This window comes from Pseudoduganella sp. GCM10020061 (assembly GCF_042683405.1).
Taxonomy (GTDB): Bacteria; Pseudomonadota; Gammaproteobacteria; order Burkholderiales; family Burkholderiaceae_D; genus Telluria.
The window spans coordinates 777,472-795,274 of sequence record NZ_JBHUJS010000003.1 but is presented as its reverse complement, the minus strand read 5'-3'; the positions used below and the strand labels follow the sequence as shown (position 1 = coordinate 795,274).

The 17,803-nt window shown below is 65.2% G+C and carries 15 protein-coding genes; 13 read left to right on the top strand and 2 right to left on the bottom strand.

Going from position 1 to position 17,803, the window contains the following annotated elements; translation table 11 throughout:
- Positions 1-7: 7 nt before the first annotated feature.
- The 8 genes from ACFSQR_RS10975 to ACFSQR_RS10940 all read left to right on the top strand — a co-directional run bounded on the left by ACFSQR_RS10975 (position 8) and on the right by ACFSQR_RS10940 (position 8,927).
- Positions 8-916 carry an NAD kinase gene (locus tag ACFSQR_RS10975; RefSeq protein WP_377729812.1) on the top strand — a complete coding sequence of 303 codons (909 nt, stop codon included), beginning with the start codon at positions 8-10 and terminating at the stop codon, positions 914-916.
- Between the two features lie 7 nt (positions 917-923).
- On the top strand, positions 924-2,567 hold the full coding sequence (recN, locus tag ACFSQR_RS10970) for a DNA repair protein RecN (RefSeq protein WP_377729811.1): 1,644 nt from the start codon (positions 924-926) through the stop codon (positions 2,565-2,567).
- An 84-nt stretch (positions 2,568-2,651) separates the two neighbouring features.
- Positions 2,652-3,758 carry a ferrochelatase gene (gene hemH / locus ACFSQR_RS10965; protein ID WP_377729810.1) on the top strand — a complete coding sequence of 369 codons (1,107 nt, stop codon included), beginning with the start codon at positions 2,652-2,654 and terminating at the stop codon, positions 3,756-3,758.
- Between the two features lie 362 nt (positions 3,759-4,120).
- Positions 4,121-4,657 (top strand): nucleotide exchange factor GrpE, encoded by a 537-nt coding sequence (grpE, locus tag ACFSQR_RS10960; RefSeq protein ID WP_377729809.1) that lies wholly within the window; start codon positions 4,121-4,123, stop codon positions 4,655-4,657.
- Between the two features lie 87 nt (positions 4,658-4,744).
- Entirely contained in the window at positions 4,745-6,694 is a 1,950-nt protein-coding gene (gene dnaK / locus ACFSQR_RS10955) for a molecular chaperone DnaK (protein ID WP_377729808.1), read from the top strand.
- A gap of 108 nt (positions 6,695-6,802) precedes the next feature.
- Positions 6,803-7,921 (top strand): molecular chaperone DnaJ, encoded by a 1,119-nt coding sequence (gene dnaJ / locus ACFSQR_RS10950; RefSeq protein WP_377729807.1) that lies wholly within the window; start codon positions 6,803-6,805, stop codon positions 7,919-7,921.
- Positions 7,918-8,571, top strand: a complete 654-nt coding sequence (gene can, locus ACFSQR_RS10945) for a carbonate dehydratase (protein ID WP_377729806.1) — start codon at positions 7,918-7,920, stop codon at positions 8,569-8,571. The genes dnaJ and can overlap by 4 nt, the downstream gene beginning before the upstream one ends.
- Positions 8,571-8,927, top strand: a complete 357-nt coding sequence (locus ACFSQR_RS10940; RefSeq protein ID WP_377729805.1) for a nucleotide pyrophosphohydrolase — start codon at positions 8,571-8,573, stop codon at positions 8,925-8,927. Before can ends, ACFSQR_RS10940 begins: the two co-directional genes overlap by 1 nt.
- Positions 8,928-8,940: 13 nt before the next feature.
- Here ACFSQR_RS10940 and gabD read toward each other — a convergent pair whose 3' ends face one another.
- Positions 8,941-10,395 (bottom strand): NADP-dependent succinate-semialdehyde dehydrogenase, encoded by a 1,455-nt coding sequence (gene gabD / locus ACFSQR_RS10935; RefSeq protein ID WP_377729804.1) that lies wholly within the window; start codon positions 10,393-10,395, stop codon positions 8,941-8,943.
- Between the two features lie 111 nt (positions 10,396-10,506).
- On the opposite strand from gabD, the gene ACFSQR_RS10930 reads away from it, so the two are divergent.
- The 4 genes from ACFSQR_RS10930 to ACFSQR_RS10915 all read left to right on the top strand — a co-directional run bounded on the left by ACFSQR_RS10930 (position 10,507) and on the right by ACFSQR_RS10915 (position 15,758).
- Positions 10,507-12,138: a S41 family peptidase gene (locus ACFSQR_RS10930; RefSeq protein WP_377729803.1), complete on the top strand. Its 1,632-nt coding sequence runs from the start codon at positions 10,507-10,509 to the stop codon at positions 12,136-12,138.
- A 27-nt stretch (positions 12,139-12,165) separates the two neighbouring features.
- A complete protein-coding gene (locus tag ACFSQR_RS10925; RefSeq protein ID WP_377729802.1) occupies positions 12,166-12,930 on the top strand; it encodes a gamma-glutamyl-gamma-aminobutyrate hydrolase family protein in 765 nt (254 codons plus the stop codon).
- A 76-nt stretch (positions 12,931-13,006) separates the two neighbouring features.
- Positions 13,007-14,377 carry a glutamine synthetase family protein gene (locus ACFSQR_RS10920; RefSeq protein WP_377729801.1) on the top strand — a complete coding sequence of 457 codons (1,371 nt, stop codon included), beginning with the start codon at positions 13,007-13,009 and terminating at the stop codon, positions 14,375-14,377.
- A 10-nt stretch (positions 14,378-14,387) separates the two neighbouring features.
- Complete coding sequence (locus ACFSQR_RS10915; RefSeq protein WP_377729800.1) at positions 14,388-15,758, top strand: aspartate aminotransferase family protein; 1,371 nt, start codon at positions 14,388-14,390, stop codon at positions 15,756-15,758.
- A 7-nt stretch (positions 15,759-15,765) separates the two neighbouring features.
- On the opposite strand, the gene ACFSQR_RS10910 is transcribed toward ACFSQR_RS10915, so the two are convergent.
- On the bottom strand, positions 15,766-17,229 hold the full coding sequence (locus ACFSQR_RS10910; protein WP_377729799.1) for a sodium:solute symporter family protein: 1,464 nt from the start codon (positions 17,227-17,229) through the stop codon (positions 15,766-15,768).
- A 216-nt stretch (positions 17,230-17,445) separates the two neighbouring features.
- Between ACFSQR_RS10910 and ACFSQR_RS10905 the strand changes: the two genes are divergently transcribed.
- Positions 17,446-17,760: a YbjQ family protein gene (locus ACFSQR_RS10905; protein ID WP_377729797.1), complete on the top strand. Its 315-nt coding sequence runs from the start codon at positions 17,446-17,448 to the stop codon at positions 17,758-17,760.
- The last annotated feature ends 43 nt before the right edge of the window (positions 17,761-17,803 follow it).

Here is a 17,803-nt window from a genome sequence, read left to right as displayed (position 1 = left end):
GACCCTTATGCCCGCTAACGACAAACACAAGACCATCGCGCTCGCAGTCCGGCACAACACCGCCGGCATCGAAGAGCCGGTCCGCAGCGTGATCGGGTTCCTGGAACAGGCGGGCTACCGCATCGTGCTGGAAGACGACACGGCCGCCCACCTCGGGCTGCCCGGCATGGAGGCGCTGTCGATCGAGGCGATCGGGCTGCAGGCCGACCTGATGATCGTGATGGGCGGCGACGGCACCATGCTTGGCATCGCGCGCCAGCTGGCGCCGTTCGACGTGCCGCTGGTCGGCATCAACCAGGGCCGGCTCGGCTTCATGACCGACATTCCGATCGAGCGCATGCTTCCCGCGCTGGGCGAGATCCTGGGCGGGCAAGCGTTCGAGGAAAAGCGCACGCTGCTGGAAGCGCGCGTGGTGCGCGACGGCGCGGTGATCGCCAGCGGCCTGGCCGTCAACGACGTGGTGGTCGCGCGCGGCGCGGGCGCCGGCATGGTGGAGCTGAAGGTCTCGGTGGACGAGCGCTTCATGTACAACCAGCGCTCGGACGGCCTGATCATCGCCACGCCCACCGGATCGACGGCCTACGCATTGTCGGCCGGAGGCCCCCTGATGCACCCGACCCTGAACGGCATCGGCATGGTGCCGATCGCCCCGCACGCGCTGTCGAACCGGCCGATCGTGCTGCCCGATTCCTCGCATATCGTGATCGAGGTGGTGAGCGGGCGCGACGTCAGCGTCAACTTCGACATGCAAACCTTCGCGAGCCTGGCGCACGGCGACCAGATCCTGATCCAGCGCTCGCCCGACACCATCACCTTCCTGCACCCGGAAGGCTGGAGCTACTACGACACCCTGCGCGAAAAGCTGCACTGGAACGAATACCCTTCGGTCGAAGGCAAGCTCACAAAAGGATACTGATTTACCCATGCTGCGTACGCTTACCATCCGCGACTTCGTCATTGTCGACGCGATCGAACTCGAATTCCCAGGCGGCTTTACCGTCTTCACCGGCGAGACCGGCGCCGGCAAGTCGATCCTGATCGACGCGCTGCAGCTGGCGCTGGGCGGGCGCGGCGACGCCAGCGTGGTGCGCGAGGGCGCGGCCAAGGCCGACATCAGCGCCGAGTTCGCGGCGACCGGCGAGGCGGCGGCGTGGCTGGCGGAGAACGAGTTCGCGCTGGAAGAGGGCGGGGCGCTGCTGCGCCGCGTGATCGACAATGCGGGCCGCTCGAAAGCCTTCATCAACGGGGTCGCCGCCACTGCCACCCAGCTGCGCGACCTGGGCGAGCTGCTGGTCGATATCCACGGCCAGCACGCGCACCAGTCCCTGCTCAAGCCCGAGGCGCAGCGCGCGCTGCTCGACAACCAGGCCGGTGCCGACGTCAAACCGGTCGCCGCGGCCTACCGCGCCTGGCGCGCCGTCGCGCGCCAGCTCGACGAGTACGAAACCAACGCGAAGAACGTGCTGATGGAGCGCGAGCGCCTGGAGTGGCAGGTGGGGGAGCTGGACAAGCTGTCTCCCAAGGCCGGTGAATGGGCCGAAGTCAGCGCCGAACACGGGCGCCTGTCGCATGCGGCCAGCCTGCTGGAAGGCGCGCAGGAGGCTTTGGCGGCCATTTCCGAATCCGACCATCCGATCCTGTCGCAGCTGAACGGCATCAACAGCCGGCTGGCCAAGCTGGCCGACATCGACGCCGCCCTCAAGCCGGTGCTCGACTGCGTCGAGCCGGCCCGCATCCAGCTGCAGGAGGCGGTGTACGCGCTCAACGATTACCTGGGCCGCGTCGAACTCGATCCGGCGCGCCTGCAGGAAGTCGAGTCGCGCATGGAGGCGCTGCACGGCACCGCGCGCAAGTTCCGCGTGGCGCCGGAAGCACTGCACGAGGAGCACGCGCGCCTCTCCGGCGAACTGCGCCAGCTGGCCGACGCCAGCGACATCGAGGGCCTGCGCAAGCAGGAGGCGAAAGCGCGCGCCGCCTACATGGACGAGGCGGCGAAGCTGTCCGCGGTGCGCGCAGCAGCCGCCCGCGACCTCGGCGCGCAAGTGACGCGCGCGATGCAGGAGCTGAACATGACCGGCGGCGCGTTCGCGGTCGCGCTCAACCCCTGCGAGCCGTCCGCGCACGGAGTCGAGCAGGTCGAGTTCCTGGTGGCGGGGCATGCCGGCGTGGCGCCGCGGCCGCTGGCCAAGGTGGCCTCCGGCGGCGAGCTGGCGCGCATCTCGCTCGCGATTTCCGTGATTACCTCGAATGCGACCACCGTGCCGACCCTGATCTTCGACGAAGTCGACAGCGGCATCGGCGGCGGCGTGGCCGAAGTCGTGGGGCGCCTGCTCAAGCGCCTCGGCCAGAACCGGCAGGTGCTGTGCGTGACGCACCTGCCGCAGGTGGCCAGCCAGGCGAACGCGCACTTCCAGGTGGCCAAGGGCACGCTCGACACGGGCAAGACGGTGTCGCGCATCGAAGTGCTGGACAGCAAAGCGCGCGTGGAAGAAGTGGCGCGCATGCTGGGCGGGATCGAGATCACCGCGACCACGCGCAAGCACGCGCGCGAGCTGCTCGCATCCTGAGCGGTGGGGGCTGTTCCGGCGGGACTGTCCCCGGCCCGCGCACATTAAACCTATAATGCCGCTTTTACCATAACCGGCAATCACATGGCCTTCAGCAGCGAACCCACCTTCACCCACGGCGCCGAACAGCGCACCGCCATCGTGCTGGTCAACCTCGGCACGCCGGACGCGCCTACGCCCAAGGCAGTGCGCCGCTACCTGAAGGAGTTCCTCTCCGATCCGCGCGTCGTGGAGATCCCGCGCGCCATCTGGTCGCTGATCCTGAACCTGGTGATCCTGCCGTTCCGCTCCGGCCAGTCCGCCAAAAAGTACGAGTCGGTCTGGACCCGCGACGGCTCGCCGCTGATGGTCCATACCCAGAAGCAGGCCATGCTGCTGCGCGGCCTGCTGGGCGAGCGCGGCCACCGCGTCGAGGTCGCAATGGCGATGCGCTACGGTTCGCCGTCGATCCCCGAGGTGCTGGACAAGCTCAAGGCGGACAACTGCACCCGCATCGCGATCCTGCCCGCCTACCCGCAGTATTCGGGCACCACGACCGCCTCGGTGGCCGACGCCGTGTTCGACCACTACAGGAAGGTGCGCAACCTGCCCGAGCTGCGCATCGTGCGCGGCTACCATGACCACGACGCCTACATCGCCGCGCTGGCCGCATCGGTGGAGGCGCACTGGGAGGCCAACGGCCGCGCGCAAAAGCTGGTGATGAGTTTCCACGGCGTGCCCAAGCGCACGCTGCTGCTGGGCGACCCCTACCACTGCGAGTGCCACAAGACCGCGCGCCTGCTGGCGCAGCGCCTGCGGCTGCAGCCGGACCAGTACATCGTGACCTTCCAGTCGCGCTTCGGCAAGGCCGAGTGGCTGCAGCCCTACACCCAGCCCACGCTGGAACAGCTGGCGCGCGACGGCGTGCGCAGCGTGGACGTGATGTGCCCGGGCTTTGTCGCCGACTGCCTGGAGACGCTGGAAGAGATCGACATGGAAGTGCGCCACGCCTTCATGGCCGCCGGCGGAGAGAAGTTCAGCTACATCCCCTGCCTGAACGAGTCGAAGGAATGGATTGCGGCCCTGGCCGAGATCGCCGAGCAGCATCTGGTCGGCTGGCCGACGGTGCAGTCCAACACCGCGCGCGAGGCGGCGCGGGCCGAGCTGGAACTCGGGCGTGAAAAAGCTGTCTCCATGGGTGCGTTACAATAGCGGGTTGCAAACCGTGCAAGACGGTCCGCTCAGGGCAGAACGATATCCGACCAGCAGATACAGGCCGTGGCGAGCATCGTCCAGGCCAGCACGCCCGCAGTCAGCAAGTGCAGCTTGAAGGTCGGGTTTTCCATAGGGTCTCGCGGTGGGACTTATCGATAGCCCATCATATCGCCACGCGGGAAGCCTCGCATTGTCCAGACAGTAATAAATGTAACGACAGTTACATTTGGGCGGTAGAGCCTGCCGGAAATATTGCAGTAATAGCCTTGAAAATCGGCGCGGCACCCCCATCTGGGGCGCTGTAGGTTGGCGTTGCCCGCCTGATAATAGCTAAGTCATTGATTCTAGGAGTTTTTTCGATGCAAGATCAAGAAAATCAGGAAGCGCCGGTGGACACGCAACCGGACAGCACCGCAGCGCAGCCGCCCGAGGCCAACGCGGGGCTCGAGGAACAGCTGGCCCAGACGGAAGCCAAGCTGGCGGAAATGCACGATGCGTTCATGCGCGCCAAGGCCGAGGGCGAGAACATCCGCCGCCGCGCCCAGGAAGACGTCGCCAAGGCGCATAAATTTGCCATCGAGAGCTTCGCCGAGTCGATGGTGCCGGTGCGCGACAGCCTGGAAATGGCGCTCAAGGTCGAGACCCCGACCATCGAGTCGCTCAAGGAAGGCGTGGAACTGACCCTGAAGCAGCTCACCTCCGCATTCGAAAAGAACCGCTTGCTGGAAGTGATGCCGGCGCCGGGCGACAAGCTCGACCCGATGAAGCATCAGGCTGTCTCGCTCGTTCCATCCGAGCAGGAGCCGAACACCGTTGTGAGCGTTCTCCAGAAGGGCTACACGATCGCCGACCGCCTGCTGCGGCCAGCCATCGTGACCGTTGCGCAGCCAAAATAAGGCCGGCTTGACGCGGCGGGGCTTGAAAGCGCAAAAGTTTTCACCATATTCGACACATCAAAAATCAGGCATAAAAGGATAACAATCATGGGCAGAATCATCGGTATCGACCTGGGCACCACCAACTCCTGCGTGGCAGTCATGGAAAACGGCCAGCCAAAGGTCATTGAAAACGCGGAAGGCGCGCGTACCACGCCTTCCGTCGTCGCCTACCTCGACGACGGCGAAATCATCGTCGGCGCGCCGGCCAAGCGCCAGGCCGTGACCAACCCGAAGAACACCCTGTTCGCGGTGAAGCGCCTCATCGGCCGCAAGTTCGACGAGAAGGAAGTGCAGAAGGACATCGGCCTGATGCCTTACGAGATCGTCAAGGCGGACAATGGCGACGCCTGGATCCGCGTGCGCGACCAGAAGCTGGCGCCGCCGCAGGTGTCCGCGGAAGTGCTGCGCAAGATGAAGAAAACCGCCGAAGACTACCTCGGCGAAGAAGTCACCGAAGCGGTCATCACCGTGCCGGCCTACTTCAACGATTCGCAGCGCCAGGCGACCAAGGACGCCGGCCGCATCGCGGGCCTGGACGTCAAGCGCATCATCAACGAGCCGACCGCGGCAGCCCTGGCCTATGGCCTGGACAAGGCCAGCTCGGGCGACCACAAGATCGCCGTGTATGACCTGGGCGGCGGCACCTTCGACGTCTCGATCATCGAGATCGCGGACGTGGACGGCGAGAAGCAGTTCGAAGTGCTGTCGACCAACGGCGACACCTTCCTGGGCGGTGAAGACTTCGACCAGCGCCTGATCGACTTCATCATCGACGAATTCAAGAAGATCAACGGCCTGGACCTGAAGAAGGACCCGATCGCGCTGCAGCGTATCAAGGCATCGGCCGAGCGCGCCAAGATCGAACTGTCGTCGGCACAGCAGACCGAGATCAACGAGCCGTACATCGCGATGGCGAACGGCGCGCCGGTCCACCTGAACATGAAGATCACCCGCGCCAAGCTGGAAGCGCTGGTGGAAGACCTGGTCGCACGCACGATCGAGCCTTGCCGCATCGCGATGAAGGATGCGGGCGTGGACATCTCCAAGATCGACGAGATCATCCTGGTCGGCGGCCAGACCCGCATGCCGATGGTGCAGGAAAAGGTCAAGGCCTTCTTCGGCAAGGATCCGCGCAAGGATGTCAACCCGGACGAGGCAGTCGCTGTCGGCGCCGCGATCCAGGGCTCGGTCCTGTCGGGCGAGCGCAAGGACCTGCTGCTGCTGGACGTGACCCCGCTGTCGCTGGGTATCGAAACCCTGGGCGGCGTGATGACCAAGATGATCCACAAGAACACCACGATCCCGACCAAGTTCTCGCAGGTGTTCTCGACCGCCGACGACAACCAGCCGGCCGTGACCATCAAGGTCTACCAGGGCGAGCGTGAAATGGCGCAGGCCAACAAGACCCTGGGCGAGTTCAACCTCGAAGGCATCCCGCCGGCACCACGCGGCACCCCGCAGATCGAAGTGACCTTCGACATCGACGCCAACGGCATCCTGCACGTGGGCGCGAAGGACAAGGCCACCGGCAAGGAAAACAAGATCACCATCAAGGCGAACTCCGGCCTGTCCGAAGAAGAGATCCAGAAGATGGTGAAGGACGCCGAGCTGAATGCCGAAGAGGATAAGAAGCTCAAGGAACTGGCGGAAGCGCGCAACCAGGCCGACGCCCTGATCCACTCCACCCGCAAGTCGCTGACCGAATACGGCGACAAGCTGGAAGCCGGCGAGAAGGAAAAGATCGAAGCGGCGATCAACGACCTGGAAGGCTCGATCAAGTCGGGCGACAAGGCCGACATCGACGCCAAGGTGGCAGCGCTGTCGACCGCCGCGCAGAAGCTGGGCGAGAAGATGTACGCTGACCAGCAGGCGCAGCAGCAGGCCGGCGCCGGTGCGCAGGCCGGCGCGGCGCCAGGTGGCGACGCAGGCGGCGCACGTGCCGAGCAGGACGACGTGGTCGACGCGGAGTTCAAGGAAGTTAAAGACGCCAAGTAAGACCGTCGTCCCGGCCCAGGCTGGGATGACGAAACGCCGAGCCGATGCAACCCCCCAGGTTCGCGGCTCGGTTTTTTGCAATAAAAGTCAGAAGCAAGGTGCCGACAAATGGCAAAGCGTGATTACTACGAAGTTCTCGGCGTCGCAAAGAACGCCTCAGAGGACGAGATCAAAAAAGCCTACCGCAAGTTGGCGATGAAGTACCATCCGGACCGCAATCCGGACAGCAAGGACGCCGAGGACAAGTTCAAGGAAGTCAAAGAGGCGTACGAAATGCTGACTACGCCCGACAAGCGCGAGGCCTACGACCGTTACGGCCACGCGGGCGTCGATCCGAACATGGGCGGCGGTGGCGGCTTCGGCGGCGGCGGCTTCTCGGACGCGTTCGGCGACATTTTCGGCGACATCTTCGGCGGCGGCCGCCGCAGCGCGGGCCCGCAGGTATACCGCGGCGCCGACCTGCGCTACAACCTCGAGATCACCCTCGAGCAGGCCGCGCACGGATTCGACACCACCATCCGCGTCCCGTCGTGGGACAAGTGCGACACCTGCCACGGTTCCGGCGCGAAGCCCGGCACCCAGCCGGTCACCTGCACCACCTGCGCCGGCCATGGCCAGGTGCGCATGCAGCAGGGCTTCTTCAGCGTGCAGCAGACCTGCCCGAAGTGCCACGGCAGCGGCAAGATCATCCCCGAGCCATGCGGCGCCTGCGGCGGCGCGGGCCGGATCAAGCGCAACAAGACCCTGGAAGTGAAGATCCCTGCCGGTATCGACAACGGCATGCGCATCCGCTCGACCGGCAACGGCGAACCGGGCACCAACGGCGGCCCTCCGGGCGACCTGTACGTGGAGATCCACATCAAGCCGCACCCGGTGTTCCAGCGCGAAGGCGACGACCTGCATTGCGAGATGCCGATTTCGTTCGTAAAGGCTACCCTGGGCGGCGAAATCGAAGTGCCGACGCTGACCGGCAAGGTCGCATTCACCATCCCTGAAGGCACCCAGAGCGGCAAGACCTTCCGCCTCAAGGGCAAGGGCATCAAGGGCGTGCGTTCCGGCTTCTCGGGCGACCTGTTCTGCCACGTGCAGGTGGAGACCCCGGTCAAGCTGAACGACAAGCAGAAGGACCTGCTGCGCGAGTTCGAGCGCCTGACCATCGAAGGCGGCTCCAGGCACAGCCCGCAGAGCAAAACCTGGAAAGACAAAGTAAAGGACTTCTTCGAATGAGCTTGACCACCAGCGAACTCCTCAAGCGCAATGAGGAATGGGCGAAGCAGCAGCTTGACCTCGATCCTGATTTTTTCAAGAACCTCTCCGCCCAGCAGTCGCCTGAGTGGTTGTGGATCGGCTGCTCCGACAGTCGCGTGCCCGCCAATGAGCTGGTGGGGATGGCGCCGGGCGAGCTGTTCGTCCACAGGAACATCGCCAACGTGGTGGTGCACTCGGACCTGAACTGCCTGTCGGTGCTCCAGTTCGCGGTGGACGTGCTGAAGGTGAAGCACATCGTCATCGTCGGGCACTACGGCTGCGGCGGCGTGCATGCGGCGCTGACCAACCGCCGTATCGGCCTGGCCGACAACTGGCTGCGCCATGTGCAGGACGTCGCGCAGAAGCACGACTGCTACCTGGGCGACGCGCTCAAATCGGAACGCGAACGGGCCGACCGGCTGGTCGAATTGAACGTGATGGAGCAGGTGGTCAACACCGTGCAAACCACGGTGGTGCAGGACGCATGGGATCGCGGACAGCAGCTGTCGGTGCACGGCTGGGTGTACGGCCTGCAGGACGGCATCCTGCGCGACCTCGGCATGACCGTGAGCGCCGCCTCCGACCTGGCGGTGAAGACCCAGGAGCGCCTGAGCGGCTACGGCTGTTGATGGATACCGGCGCGGACCTGGTCCGTTTGCGTGAACTGGTCCGCGCCTTCGTCGCCGAGCGCGACTGGGAGCAATTCCATACCCCGAAAAACCTCTCCGCCGCGCTGTCGGTGGAGGCGGCCGAGCTGCTGGAACACTTCCAGTGGCTGCAAACGGGAGAGGGCGCAGAACTGGGCGACGACAAGCTCCGGCAAGTGCGCCACGAGCTTGCCGACGTCTTCTTCTACCTGATCCGCATTGCCGACCGCCTTGGCGTCGACCTCGACGCGGCCCTGCAGGAGAAGATGGTCCTCAACCGCGAAAAGTACCCCGCCGACAAAGTGCGCGGCAGCTCCCGCAAGTACAACGAATACTGACGGGCCGTCCCGGCTACAGTCCTCCCATGCAGACGTACTTGATGACGAGGTAGTCATCCATTCCGTACTTTGAACCTTCGCGGCCCAGACCGGATTGCTTCACGCCGCCGAACGGCGCCACCTCGGTCGAAATCAGGCCGGTATTCACGCCCACCATCCCCGACTCGAGCGCATCGGCCACGCGCCAGACGCGCCCGATGTCGCGGGCATAGAAGTATGCCGCCAGGCCGAATTCGGTGTCGTTCGCCATGGCGACGACTTCTTCCTCCGTCTTGAAGCGGAACAGCGGCGCCAGTGGGCCGAAGGTTTCTTCGCGGGCGACCATCATGCTCGCGTCGACGTCGGCCAGCACGGTCGGCTGGAAGAAGGTCTGGCCCAGCGCGTGGCGCTGGCCGCCCGCCAGCAGGCGCGCGCCCTTGGACAGCGCGTCCGCGATGTGCTGCTCGACCTTGGCAACGGCCTTCTCTTCGATCAGGGGACCCTGCGTCACGCCTTCGTCCATGCCGCTGCCGACCTTCAGGCGGCCGACGGCCTGGGCCAGCTTTTCCGCAAACTGTTCGTACACGCCGTCCTGCACGTAGAGCCGGTTCGCGCACACGCAGGTCTGTCCCGTATTGCGGTATTTGGAGGCGATGGCGCCTTCCACCGCCGCATCCAGGTCGGCGTCGTCGAACACGATGAACGGCGCGTTCCCGCCCAGTTCCAGCGACAGCTTCTTGATCGTCGGCGCGCACTGCTGCATCAGGATCCGTCCGACTTCGGTGGAGCCGGTGAACGACAGCTTGCGCACCACCGGATTGCTGCACATTTCGCCGCCAATGGCTTTGGAGTCTCCGGTGAGCACGCTGAACACGCCTTTCGGCACGCCCGCGCGTTCGGCCAGCACCGCCAGCGCCAGCGCGGAGAAGGGCGTCAACTCCGCCGGCTTGACGACGATCGGACAGCCCGCCGCGAGCGCAGGGCCGACCTTCCGCGTGATCATCGCGGCAGGGAAGTTCCATGGCGTGATCGCGGCGCACACGCCCACCGGCTCGCGGGTGACGACCATGCGGCGGTCCGGCCACGGAGACGCCAGCGTGTCGCCGCTGATGCGCTTGGCCTCTTCGCCGAACCACTCCAGGAAGCTGGCCGCGTAGGCGATCTCGCCCTTCGATTCGGCCAGCGGCTTGCCCTGTTCCAGCGTCATCAGCGCTGCCAGGTCTTCCTGGTTCTCCATCATGAGGTCGTGCCAGCGGCGCAGGACTGCGGCGCGCTCCTTGCCCGTTTTCTTGCGCCACGCGGGCCAGGCGGCGCTGGCGGCCTCGATCGCCCGCCTGGTTTCGGCGGCGCCCATGCGCGGCACGCTGCCCAGCAGCTCCCCGTTGGCCGGGTTGTGCACGGCGATGGTGGCGCCGCCGTCGGCGTCGAGCCATGTGCCGTCGATGTAGCACTGCTGGCGCAGCAGGGTAGGGTCGTGCAGCTTGATCATGCGGTTCTCCGGAAAGGCGGCCACGAAGGCAGTGACCCATATGGTAGCTTTTTTGTTCACGCCGCGCCGGTGGCGAGGTAGAATCCGCCGGTCCAAAACACGGGGTTACTTATGGTCCGCCACATCCTTGCCTGCGCAGCGATTGCGCTGTGTGCTTCCCTGTCGCATGCGTCCGAAATGGAGGCCGCGAAGGCATATCAGGATAAGCACTTCAGGCAGGCAGCATCGCTGTACCTGCAGGAGTTCGACAAGGCGCCGAATGCCGCGCTGCTGTACAACGCTGCGTGTTCGTTCGCGCTGGCCGGTGAACGCGACAACGCCATCTCCACCCTCACCCGCGCAATCGAAGAGGGCTGGGTGGAGGCGGAACACACCGCCGCCGACACCGACTTCGACAGCTTGAAGGGCGACCCTCGCTGGCCCGGACTGATCGACGCGATGAGGCAGAAACAGGTGCTGGAGGCGCGCTTGTACAACTCCCCGGCCCTGGCATCCGGGTACACGGAAAGCCTTACCGAAGACGAAAAGATCGCCGGCCTGTCCAAAGTGTGGTCCGAGGTGAAGTACAACTTCGTGTACACCGCGACGCTCAAGAAGCTCGACTGGGACAAGCTCTATCTCGATTACATTCCCAAGGTGCGGGCGACGCGCTCGACCGCGGAGTACTACCGTGTGCTGACGGAGCTGATCGCCAGGCTGCAGGACGGCCATACCAACGTCTATCCCCCCGAGCAGCTGTGGGACAAGGTCTGGGCGCGCCCGCTGATGCGTACCATGCCGGTCGAAGGCCGCGTATTCGTCGAATCGGTGTTTTCGCCCGAACTGGAGGCGCGCGGGATCGTGCCGGGCCTCGAGGTGACGGAGGTGGATGGCATGCCTGTGGCCGCGTATATCGCGCGCGATCTCGCGCCTTACCAGAGCGCGTCCACGCCGCAGGACCTGGAGCGGCGCACGCACGCGTACAGCTTCCTGTCGGGCGACGCCGAAAAGACGGTGAAGGTCACTTTCGTGGGCAAGAGCGGCAAGCGGTTCACCGCGGACATCGCCCGCGTGCCGCTGTCGCAATGGCGCAAGAGCGCGCCCCGGACCGAGCCGTTCGTGATGAAGATGCTGCCGGGCGGCGTGGCCTACGTGGCGCTGAACGGCTTTGGCGACCAGCAGGCGGCGGACGGCTTCATGGCGGCGTGGCCGCAGATCCGGAAGGCGCGCGCCCTGGTGATCGATGTGCGAGCGAACGGCGGCGGAAACTCGGACGTGGGCTACCGCGTGCTCGGCACCCTGACCGACAAGCCCTTCACCACCACGAAATGGTCGACACGCGAATACCATCCGGCGTTCCGCGCATGGGGCCGGCCGGCGCGGATGTTCGCGGAAGGCGCAGGACAGTGGAAGGCGGACGGCGAGCGCCTGTTCAAGGGGCCGGTGGCAGTGCTCACCAGCAGCGCGACCTACTCGGCCGCAGAGGACTTCGCGCTGGCCTTCGATAACATGAAACGCGGCGCGATCATCGGCGAGCCGACCGGCGGCAGCACCGGCCAGCCGCTGTTCTTCCGCCTGCCGGGTGGCGGCCAGGCGCGCGTGTGCACCAAGCAGGACACCTACCCGGACGGCCGACCGTTCGTGGGCGTCGGAATCCAACCTTCCATTCTCGTTCGGCCCACGGTCGCCGACTTGAGAAAGAGCAAGGACACCGTCCTTGACGCCGCGTTAGCGTACTTATCCGCAACGTTGCGCTCAAAATAATGCAAGTTGGCATATGATGAAGACATCATGCGCCAACCGATCGTCCTTGTTACCGCGTGTTCCGCCAAGCTGGGGAACCATCCCTACCACACCGTCCAGTTCAAATACGTGGATGCGGTGGCGCAGGGCGCGCGCTGCTCGCCCTTGATCCTGCCGGCGCTGGGCAGCGCGACCGACCTCGATTCCGTACTGGGCGTCGCGCACGGCGTGATGCTCACCGGTTCCCCTTCGAACGTCGATCCCTCCCACTACGGACAGGATGTGCACAACCCTGCGCTGCCGCGCGATCCGGCGCGGGACGCGACCACGCTACCCTTGATCAAGGCCGCGATCGAGCGCGGCATCCCGCTGCTGGCGGTGTGCCGCGGCTTCCAGGAAGTGAACGTGGCGCTGGGCGGCACGCTGCACCAGGCCGTGCAGGAAGTGCCGGGAATGATGGACCACCGCGAGGACCCGGCCGCGCCGCTGGACGAGCAATACGGTCCCGCGCACGCCCTCGAGCTGGCTGCCGGAGGCAAGCTGGCCGACATCATGCAGGCGGGCCGGATCACCGTGAACTCGCTGCACGGCCAGGGAATCGCGCAGCTGGCGCCATCGCTGGCCGCCGAAGCGTTTGCACAGGATGGCCTGGTCGAAGCGTTTTCCTGCCCGTCCGCGCCCGGCTTCGTGCTGGGCGTGCAGTGGCACCCCGAATGGCGGGCGCAGGAGAACGAGGATTCGCGCAAGCTGTTCAATGCCTTCGGCGACGCCTGCCGCCAGTACAGGAGCATGCTCCCACTGCGCGAACCCTAGCTCCGCGGCCTGATCGACAACCCACCGTGCGCCGGCGAGTGCACCCGGCGCGAATGCAGACCCCTGAGAGAACAACATGGCTATCCGCGAGAATTTCACCTACACCGACATGGACCTGTGGCTCAATGAGAAGCGGGTCACTGAAATCGAGTGCCTGATCCCCGACCTGACCGGGGTCGCGCGCGGCAAGATCCTGCCGCGCACTAAGTTCACCGAGGACCGCGGCATGCGCATCCCCGAGATCATCCTCGGCATGACCGTGACCGGCAATTCGCCGGTGGACAACGAGCGTTACGACCACGCGATCTCCACCACCGACCGCGACATGATCCTGAAGGCCGACCCGACCACGATCACGATGGTGCCGTGGGCCGCCGACCCGACCGGGCAGGTGATCAACGACTGCTACTTCGCCAACGGCGAACTGGTCGACTTCGCCCCGCGCTCGGTGCTGCGGCGCGTGCTCAAGATGTACCGCGACAAGGGATGGGAGCCGCGCGTTGCGCCGGAGCTGGAGTTCTACCTCACCGCCCGCAACACCGACCCGGACCTGCCGCTGCGCGCGCCGGCCGGCCGCAGCGGCCGCGCCGAGACCAGCCGCCAGGTGTACAGCATCGACGCGGTCAACGAATTCGATCCGCTGTTCGAGGACATCTACGACTACTGCGAACTGATGAACCTCGACGTCGACACCCTGATCCACGAGATCGGCGCCGGCCAGATGGAGATCAATTTCCTGCACGGGGAGCCGCTCGGCCTGGCCGACAAGGTGTTCTACTTCAAGCGCACGCTGCGCGAGGCCGCGCTCAAGCACGACATGTACGCCACCTTCATGGCCAAGCCGATGGCCGGCGAGCCGGGGTCGGCGATGCACGTGCACCAGAGCGTGGTGGACGGCCGCACCGGCGAGAACATCTTCTCCAATCCGGACGGCACTGCGTCCGACCTGTTCCGCTATTACATCGGCGGCCTGCAGCGCTATATGCCGTCGGCGATGGCGATCGTCGCGCCCTACGTGAATTCCTACCGCCGCATCGTGCGCCACACCGCCGCGCCGATCAACATCCAGTGGGGCGAGGACAACCGCACGGTCGGTTTCCGCGTGCCGGTGTCGGGCGCATCCGACCGCCGCGTCGAGAACCGGATCATCGGCGCGGACGCCAATCCCTACCTTGCGCTGGCCACCACGCTGGCATGCGGCTACCTCGGCATGCTGGAACAGATCGAACCGCTGCCGATGGTGAAGACCAGCGCCTATGACCTGGAGGTCGAGCTGCCGCAGGGGCTGTCCGAAGCGCTGCACCTGCTGCGCCGCGAGGAAAAGCTGCGCGAGATGCTGGGCGAGCGTTTCATCGACGTGTACTCGGCGGTCAAGGAGCTGGAGCACCAGGAATTCATGACCGTCATCAGTCCCTGGGAACGCGAACATCTGCTGCTGCACGTGTAAGGAGCCGTCCATGGAAAACTTCGACACCCGCGCGATCCAGAAGCTCGACTCGGCGCACTACCTGCACCCATTCACCGATTCGCTGGAGCTGTCCGGCCGCGGCGCGCGCGTGATCGTGCGCGGCGAGGGCATCTATGTATGGGACTCGGAAGGCAACCAGATACTGGACGCCATGTCGGGGCTGTGGTGCGTGAACGTGGGCTACGGCCGCGCCAGCATCGCCGACGCGGTGTACAAGCAGATGATGACGCTGCCCTTCTATAACAGCTTCTTCAACACGACCAATGTGCCGGCGGTGCAGCTGGCCACGCGGCTGACGGAGCTGGCGCCTCCCGGCTTCTCGCGCGTGTTCTTCACGGGGTCCGGCTCGGAGGGCAACGACACCAACCTGCGCATCGTGCGGCGCTACTGGGACCTGATGGGATACAGCGAGCGCCACATCGTCATCAGCCGCCACAACGCCTACCACGGCAGCACCGTTGCGGGAGCGTCGCTGGGCGGCATGGCCGGCATGCACGCGCAGGGCGGGCTGCCGATTCCCGGCATCGTGCACGTGATGCAGCCGAACTACTTCGAATGCGGCAAGGGCATGGAGGAAGAAGAGTTCGGGCTGATGGCGGCCCGCTCGCTGGAGGAAAAAATCGTGGAGCTGGGCGCCGACAAGGTGGCCGCCTTCATCGCGGAGCCGATCCAGGGCGCCGGCGGCGTGGTCATTCCGCCCGCGAATTACTGGCCGGAAGTGCAGCGCATTTGCGACAAGTACGACATCCTGATGATTGCCGACGAGGTGATCTGCGGCTTCGGCCGGCTCGGGACCATGTTCGGGTCGACGTCGTTCGGCATCCGTCCGGACCTGATGACATTCGCGAAGGGCGTCAGCTCAGGCTACGTTCCGATGGGCGGCGTGCTGGTAGGCGACCGCGTGGGCGATGTGCTGGTCGCGAAAGGCGGCGAATTCGCGCACGGCTTCACGTACTCCGGGCACCCGGTCGCGTGCGCGGCCGCCCTGGAGAACCTGCACATCATCGTGCAGGAAAAGCTGGTGGAGCGCGTGGCGGAGACCACCGGTCCTTACCTCAAGCAGCAATTCGCAAAACTGGCGGAGCATCCGCTGGTGGGCCATGCCAACAGCTACGGCATGGTCGCGGGGCTGAACCTGGTGCGCCGCAAGGGCGAGCGATTGCACGACCACGAGCTGTTCGCGCCGTCCGAAGGCGTGGGCATGAAGTGCAGGGCGCACATGTTCAACAACGGCGTCATCATGCGGGCGGTCGGCGACAGGATGATCGTCGCGCCGCCGCTGGTCATGTCGACGGATGATATCGACGAGATGGTGAAGCGGATCCGCAAGAGCCTGGACGATACCCTCGCGGACCTCTAGCCCCGCGTCAGGCGCTGGCTTGCTTCAGTTGTTCGGCCGCTTCGTGGCGGTTCCTGAGCACCTGCGGCGCCAGCGAACCCGCTGCCATGCCGGCGAATGCCGCCAGCAGTCCTGCCAGCTGGCCAGGGAACTGCTCGCCCAGGCCGGACACCTGCGGGAAGAACAAGATCCAGGTGAACACACCCGCCGCGATCGAGACGATGGCGCCCTGCGTCGTCGCGCGCTTCCAGTACAGGCCCATCACCAGCGGCACGAATGCGCCGACCAGCGTGACCTGGTACGCGCTCGACACCAGGTCATAGATCGAGGTGCCCTGCATGGCGATCGCATACACCAGCACCAGCGCCGCGAACACGACGATCGAGCAGCGCATTGCGAACAGGCGCTCCTTGTCGGTCATGCCGGGGCGGAGGTTCTTCAGGATGTTCTCGACGAAGCTGGTGGACGGCGCCAGCAGCGTCGCCGACGAGGTGCTCTTGATCGCCGAGAGCAGCGCGCCGAAGAACAGGATCTGCATAATCAGCGGCATCTTGGTCATGATGAAGGTCGGCAGCAGGCGCTGGTAGTCGTCCTTTGCCATGTCCAGGCCGGCCTGGCCCATCACGGTGACGGCGGCGAGCACGATGAACATCGGGACCGCTGCGAACAGGATGTAGCTGGCGCCGCCGATCACGGCGCCGGTGCGCGCGGTCGGCGCGTCCTTGGCGGACATCACGCGCTGGTACACGTCCTGCTGCGGGATACTGCCGAACATCATGGTCACGGCCGCGCCGATGAAGAAGGCGATATCGGTAAAGGTCGCCGGCGGCAGGAAGTTCCACAGCGAGCTCGCGTCCGCGGTGGCCAGGACGTTGGCGGCGCCGCCGGCCAGGTCTGCCGAGAAGTACGCGATGACCGACAGGCCGACCACCAGCACGATCATCTGGATGAAGTCGGTCAGCGCCACGGCCAGGAAGCCGCCCACCACCACATAGATCAGCACCGCCAGCGTCCCCACGATCATGCCGGCGGTCTCGGACATCGCGCCGTTGGTCAGCACGGAGAACACGAGGCCGAGCGCGGTGATCTGCGCGGCCACCCAGCCCAGGTAGCTCAGGATGATCGCGGACGAGCAGAACACTTCGATGCCCTTGCCATAGCGCTGGCGGTAGTAGTCGCCGATCGTCAGCAGGTTCAGTTTATACAGACGGGCCGCGAAGAACATGCCCACCAGGATCAGGCAGGTGCCCGCGCCGATCGGGTCCTCGACGATGGCCGACAGGCCGCCCTGCACGAACTTGGCCGGGATGCCCATCACCGTTTCGGCGCCGAACCAGGTGGCGAACGTGGTCGTGACCACCATGATGAGCGGCAGGCTGCGACCGGCGATGGCGAAGTCGGCAGTGTTCTTGATGCGCGAGCCGGCCCACACGCCCAGCGCGAGGGTGCCGAGTAAATACAGCGCAACAAAAGAAATCAGGGTGGCGTTCATGTAGGTGTTTGCTCCGCAGGGGCCGGGCCGAAGTAGCGGCAGGAAATTTGCCGTCCGAAAAATTCGCGATTATAGCCCCAGAAAACCGCCGCAGGGTCATTGGCCGGGACCAAAAAAAAATTGAAACAGGGCGCCATTCCGGCGGAAACAAAAAAATGGGGAGCAAAAGCTGATAAATTACTACTTTGCAATTTTGCAAGGCAAAGGAACCACACCATGTTGATGACGAATATCGAAACCATCCCGGGCAAGACGATCAGTGCCTGCCACGGCGTCGTGTCGGGCAGCACCGTGCGCGCGAAACACGTCGGCCGGGACATCATGGCAGGCCTGAAGAACATCGTGGGCGGCGAACTGCGCGGCTACACCGAGCTGCTGGAAGAGTCGCGCGACCACGCGATCGAGCGCATGAAATCGCAGGCAGCGCAGATGGGCGCCAACGCCATCGTCAACGTGCGCTTCTCGACCTCGTCGGTCGCGCAGGGCGCGGCGGAGATCTATGTCTACGGCACCGCGGTGACGGTGGACTGATTTCATGTTCGAGATCCTGATACGCTTGCGATTTGGATCATTC

Excerpts from the sequence above, each read along its gene's own strand:
- ACFSQR_RS10940 (WP_377729805.1), top strand. The coding sequence starts at position 8,571 with ATGGATACCGGCGCGGACCTGGTCCGTTTGCGTGAACTGGTCCGCGCC.
- hemH (WP_377729810.1), top strand. The coding sequence starts at position 2,652 with ATGGCCTTCAGCAGCGAACCCACCTTCACCCACGGCGCCGAACAGCGC.
- ACFSQR_RS10975 (WP_377729812.1), top strand. The coding sequence starts at position 8 with ATGCCCGCTAACGACAAACACAAGACCATCGCGCTCGCAGTCCGGCAC.
- dnaJ (WP_377729807.1), top strand. The coding sequence starts at position 6,803 with ATGGCAAAGCGTGATTACTACGAAGTTCTCGGCGTCGCAAAGAACGCC.
- can (WP_377729806.1), top strand. The coding sequence starts at position 7,918 with ATGAGCTTGACCACCAGCGAACTCCTCAAGCGCAATGAGGAATGGGCG.
- dnaK (WP_377729808.1), top strand. The coding sequence starts at position 4,745 with ATGGGCAGAATCATCGGTATCGACCTGGGCACCACCAACTCCTGCGTG.
- grpE (WP_377729809.1), top strand. The coding sequence starts at position 4,121 with ATGCAAGATCAAGAAAATCAGGAAGCGCCGGTGGACACGCAACCGGAC.
- recN (WP_377729811.1), top strand. The coding sequence starts at position 924 with ATGCTGCGTACGCTTACCATCCGCGACTTCGTCATTGTCGACGCGATC.
- ACFSQR_RS10930 (WP_377729803.1), top strand. The coding sequence starts at position 10,507 with ATGGTCCGCCACATCCTTGCCTGCGCAGCGATTGCGCTGTGTGCTTCC.
- ACFSQR_RS10905 (WP_377729797.1), top strand. The coding sequence starts at position 17,446 with ATGTTGATGACGAATATCGAAACCATCCCGGGCAAGACGATCAGTGCC.
- ACFSQR_RS10910 (WP_377729799.1), bottom strand. The coding sequence starts at position 17,229 with ATGAACGCCACCCTGATTTCTTTTGTTGCGCTGTATTTACTCGGCACC.
- ACFSQR_RS10915 (WP_377729800.1), top strand. The coding sequence starts at position 14,388 with ATGGAAAACTTCGACACCCGCGCGATCCAGAAGCTCGACTCGGCGCAC.
- ACFSQR_RS10920 (WP_377729801.1), top strand. The coding sequence starts at position 13,007 with ATGGCTATCCGCGAGAATTTCACCTACACCGACATGGACCTGTGGCTC.
- gabD (WP_377729804.1), bottom strand. The coding sequence starts at position 10,395 with ATGATCAAGCTGCACGACCCTACCCTGCTGCGCCAGCAGTGCTACATC.
- ACFSQR_RS10925 (WP_377729802.1), top strand. The coding sequence starts at position 12,166 with ATGCGCCAACCGATCGTCCTTGTTACCGCGTGTTCCGCCAAGCTGGGG.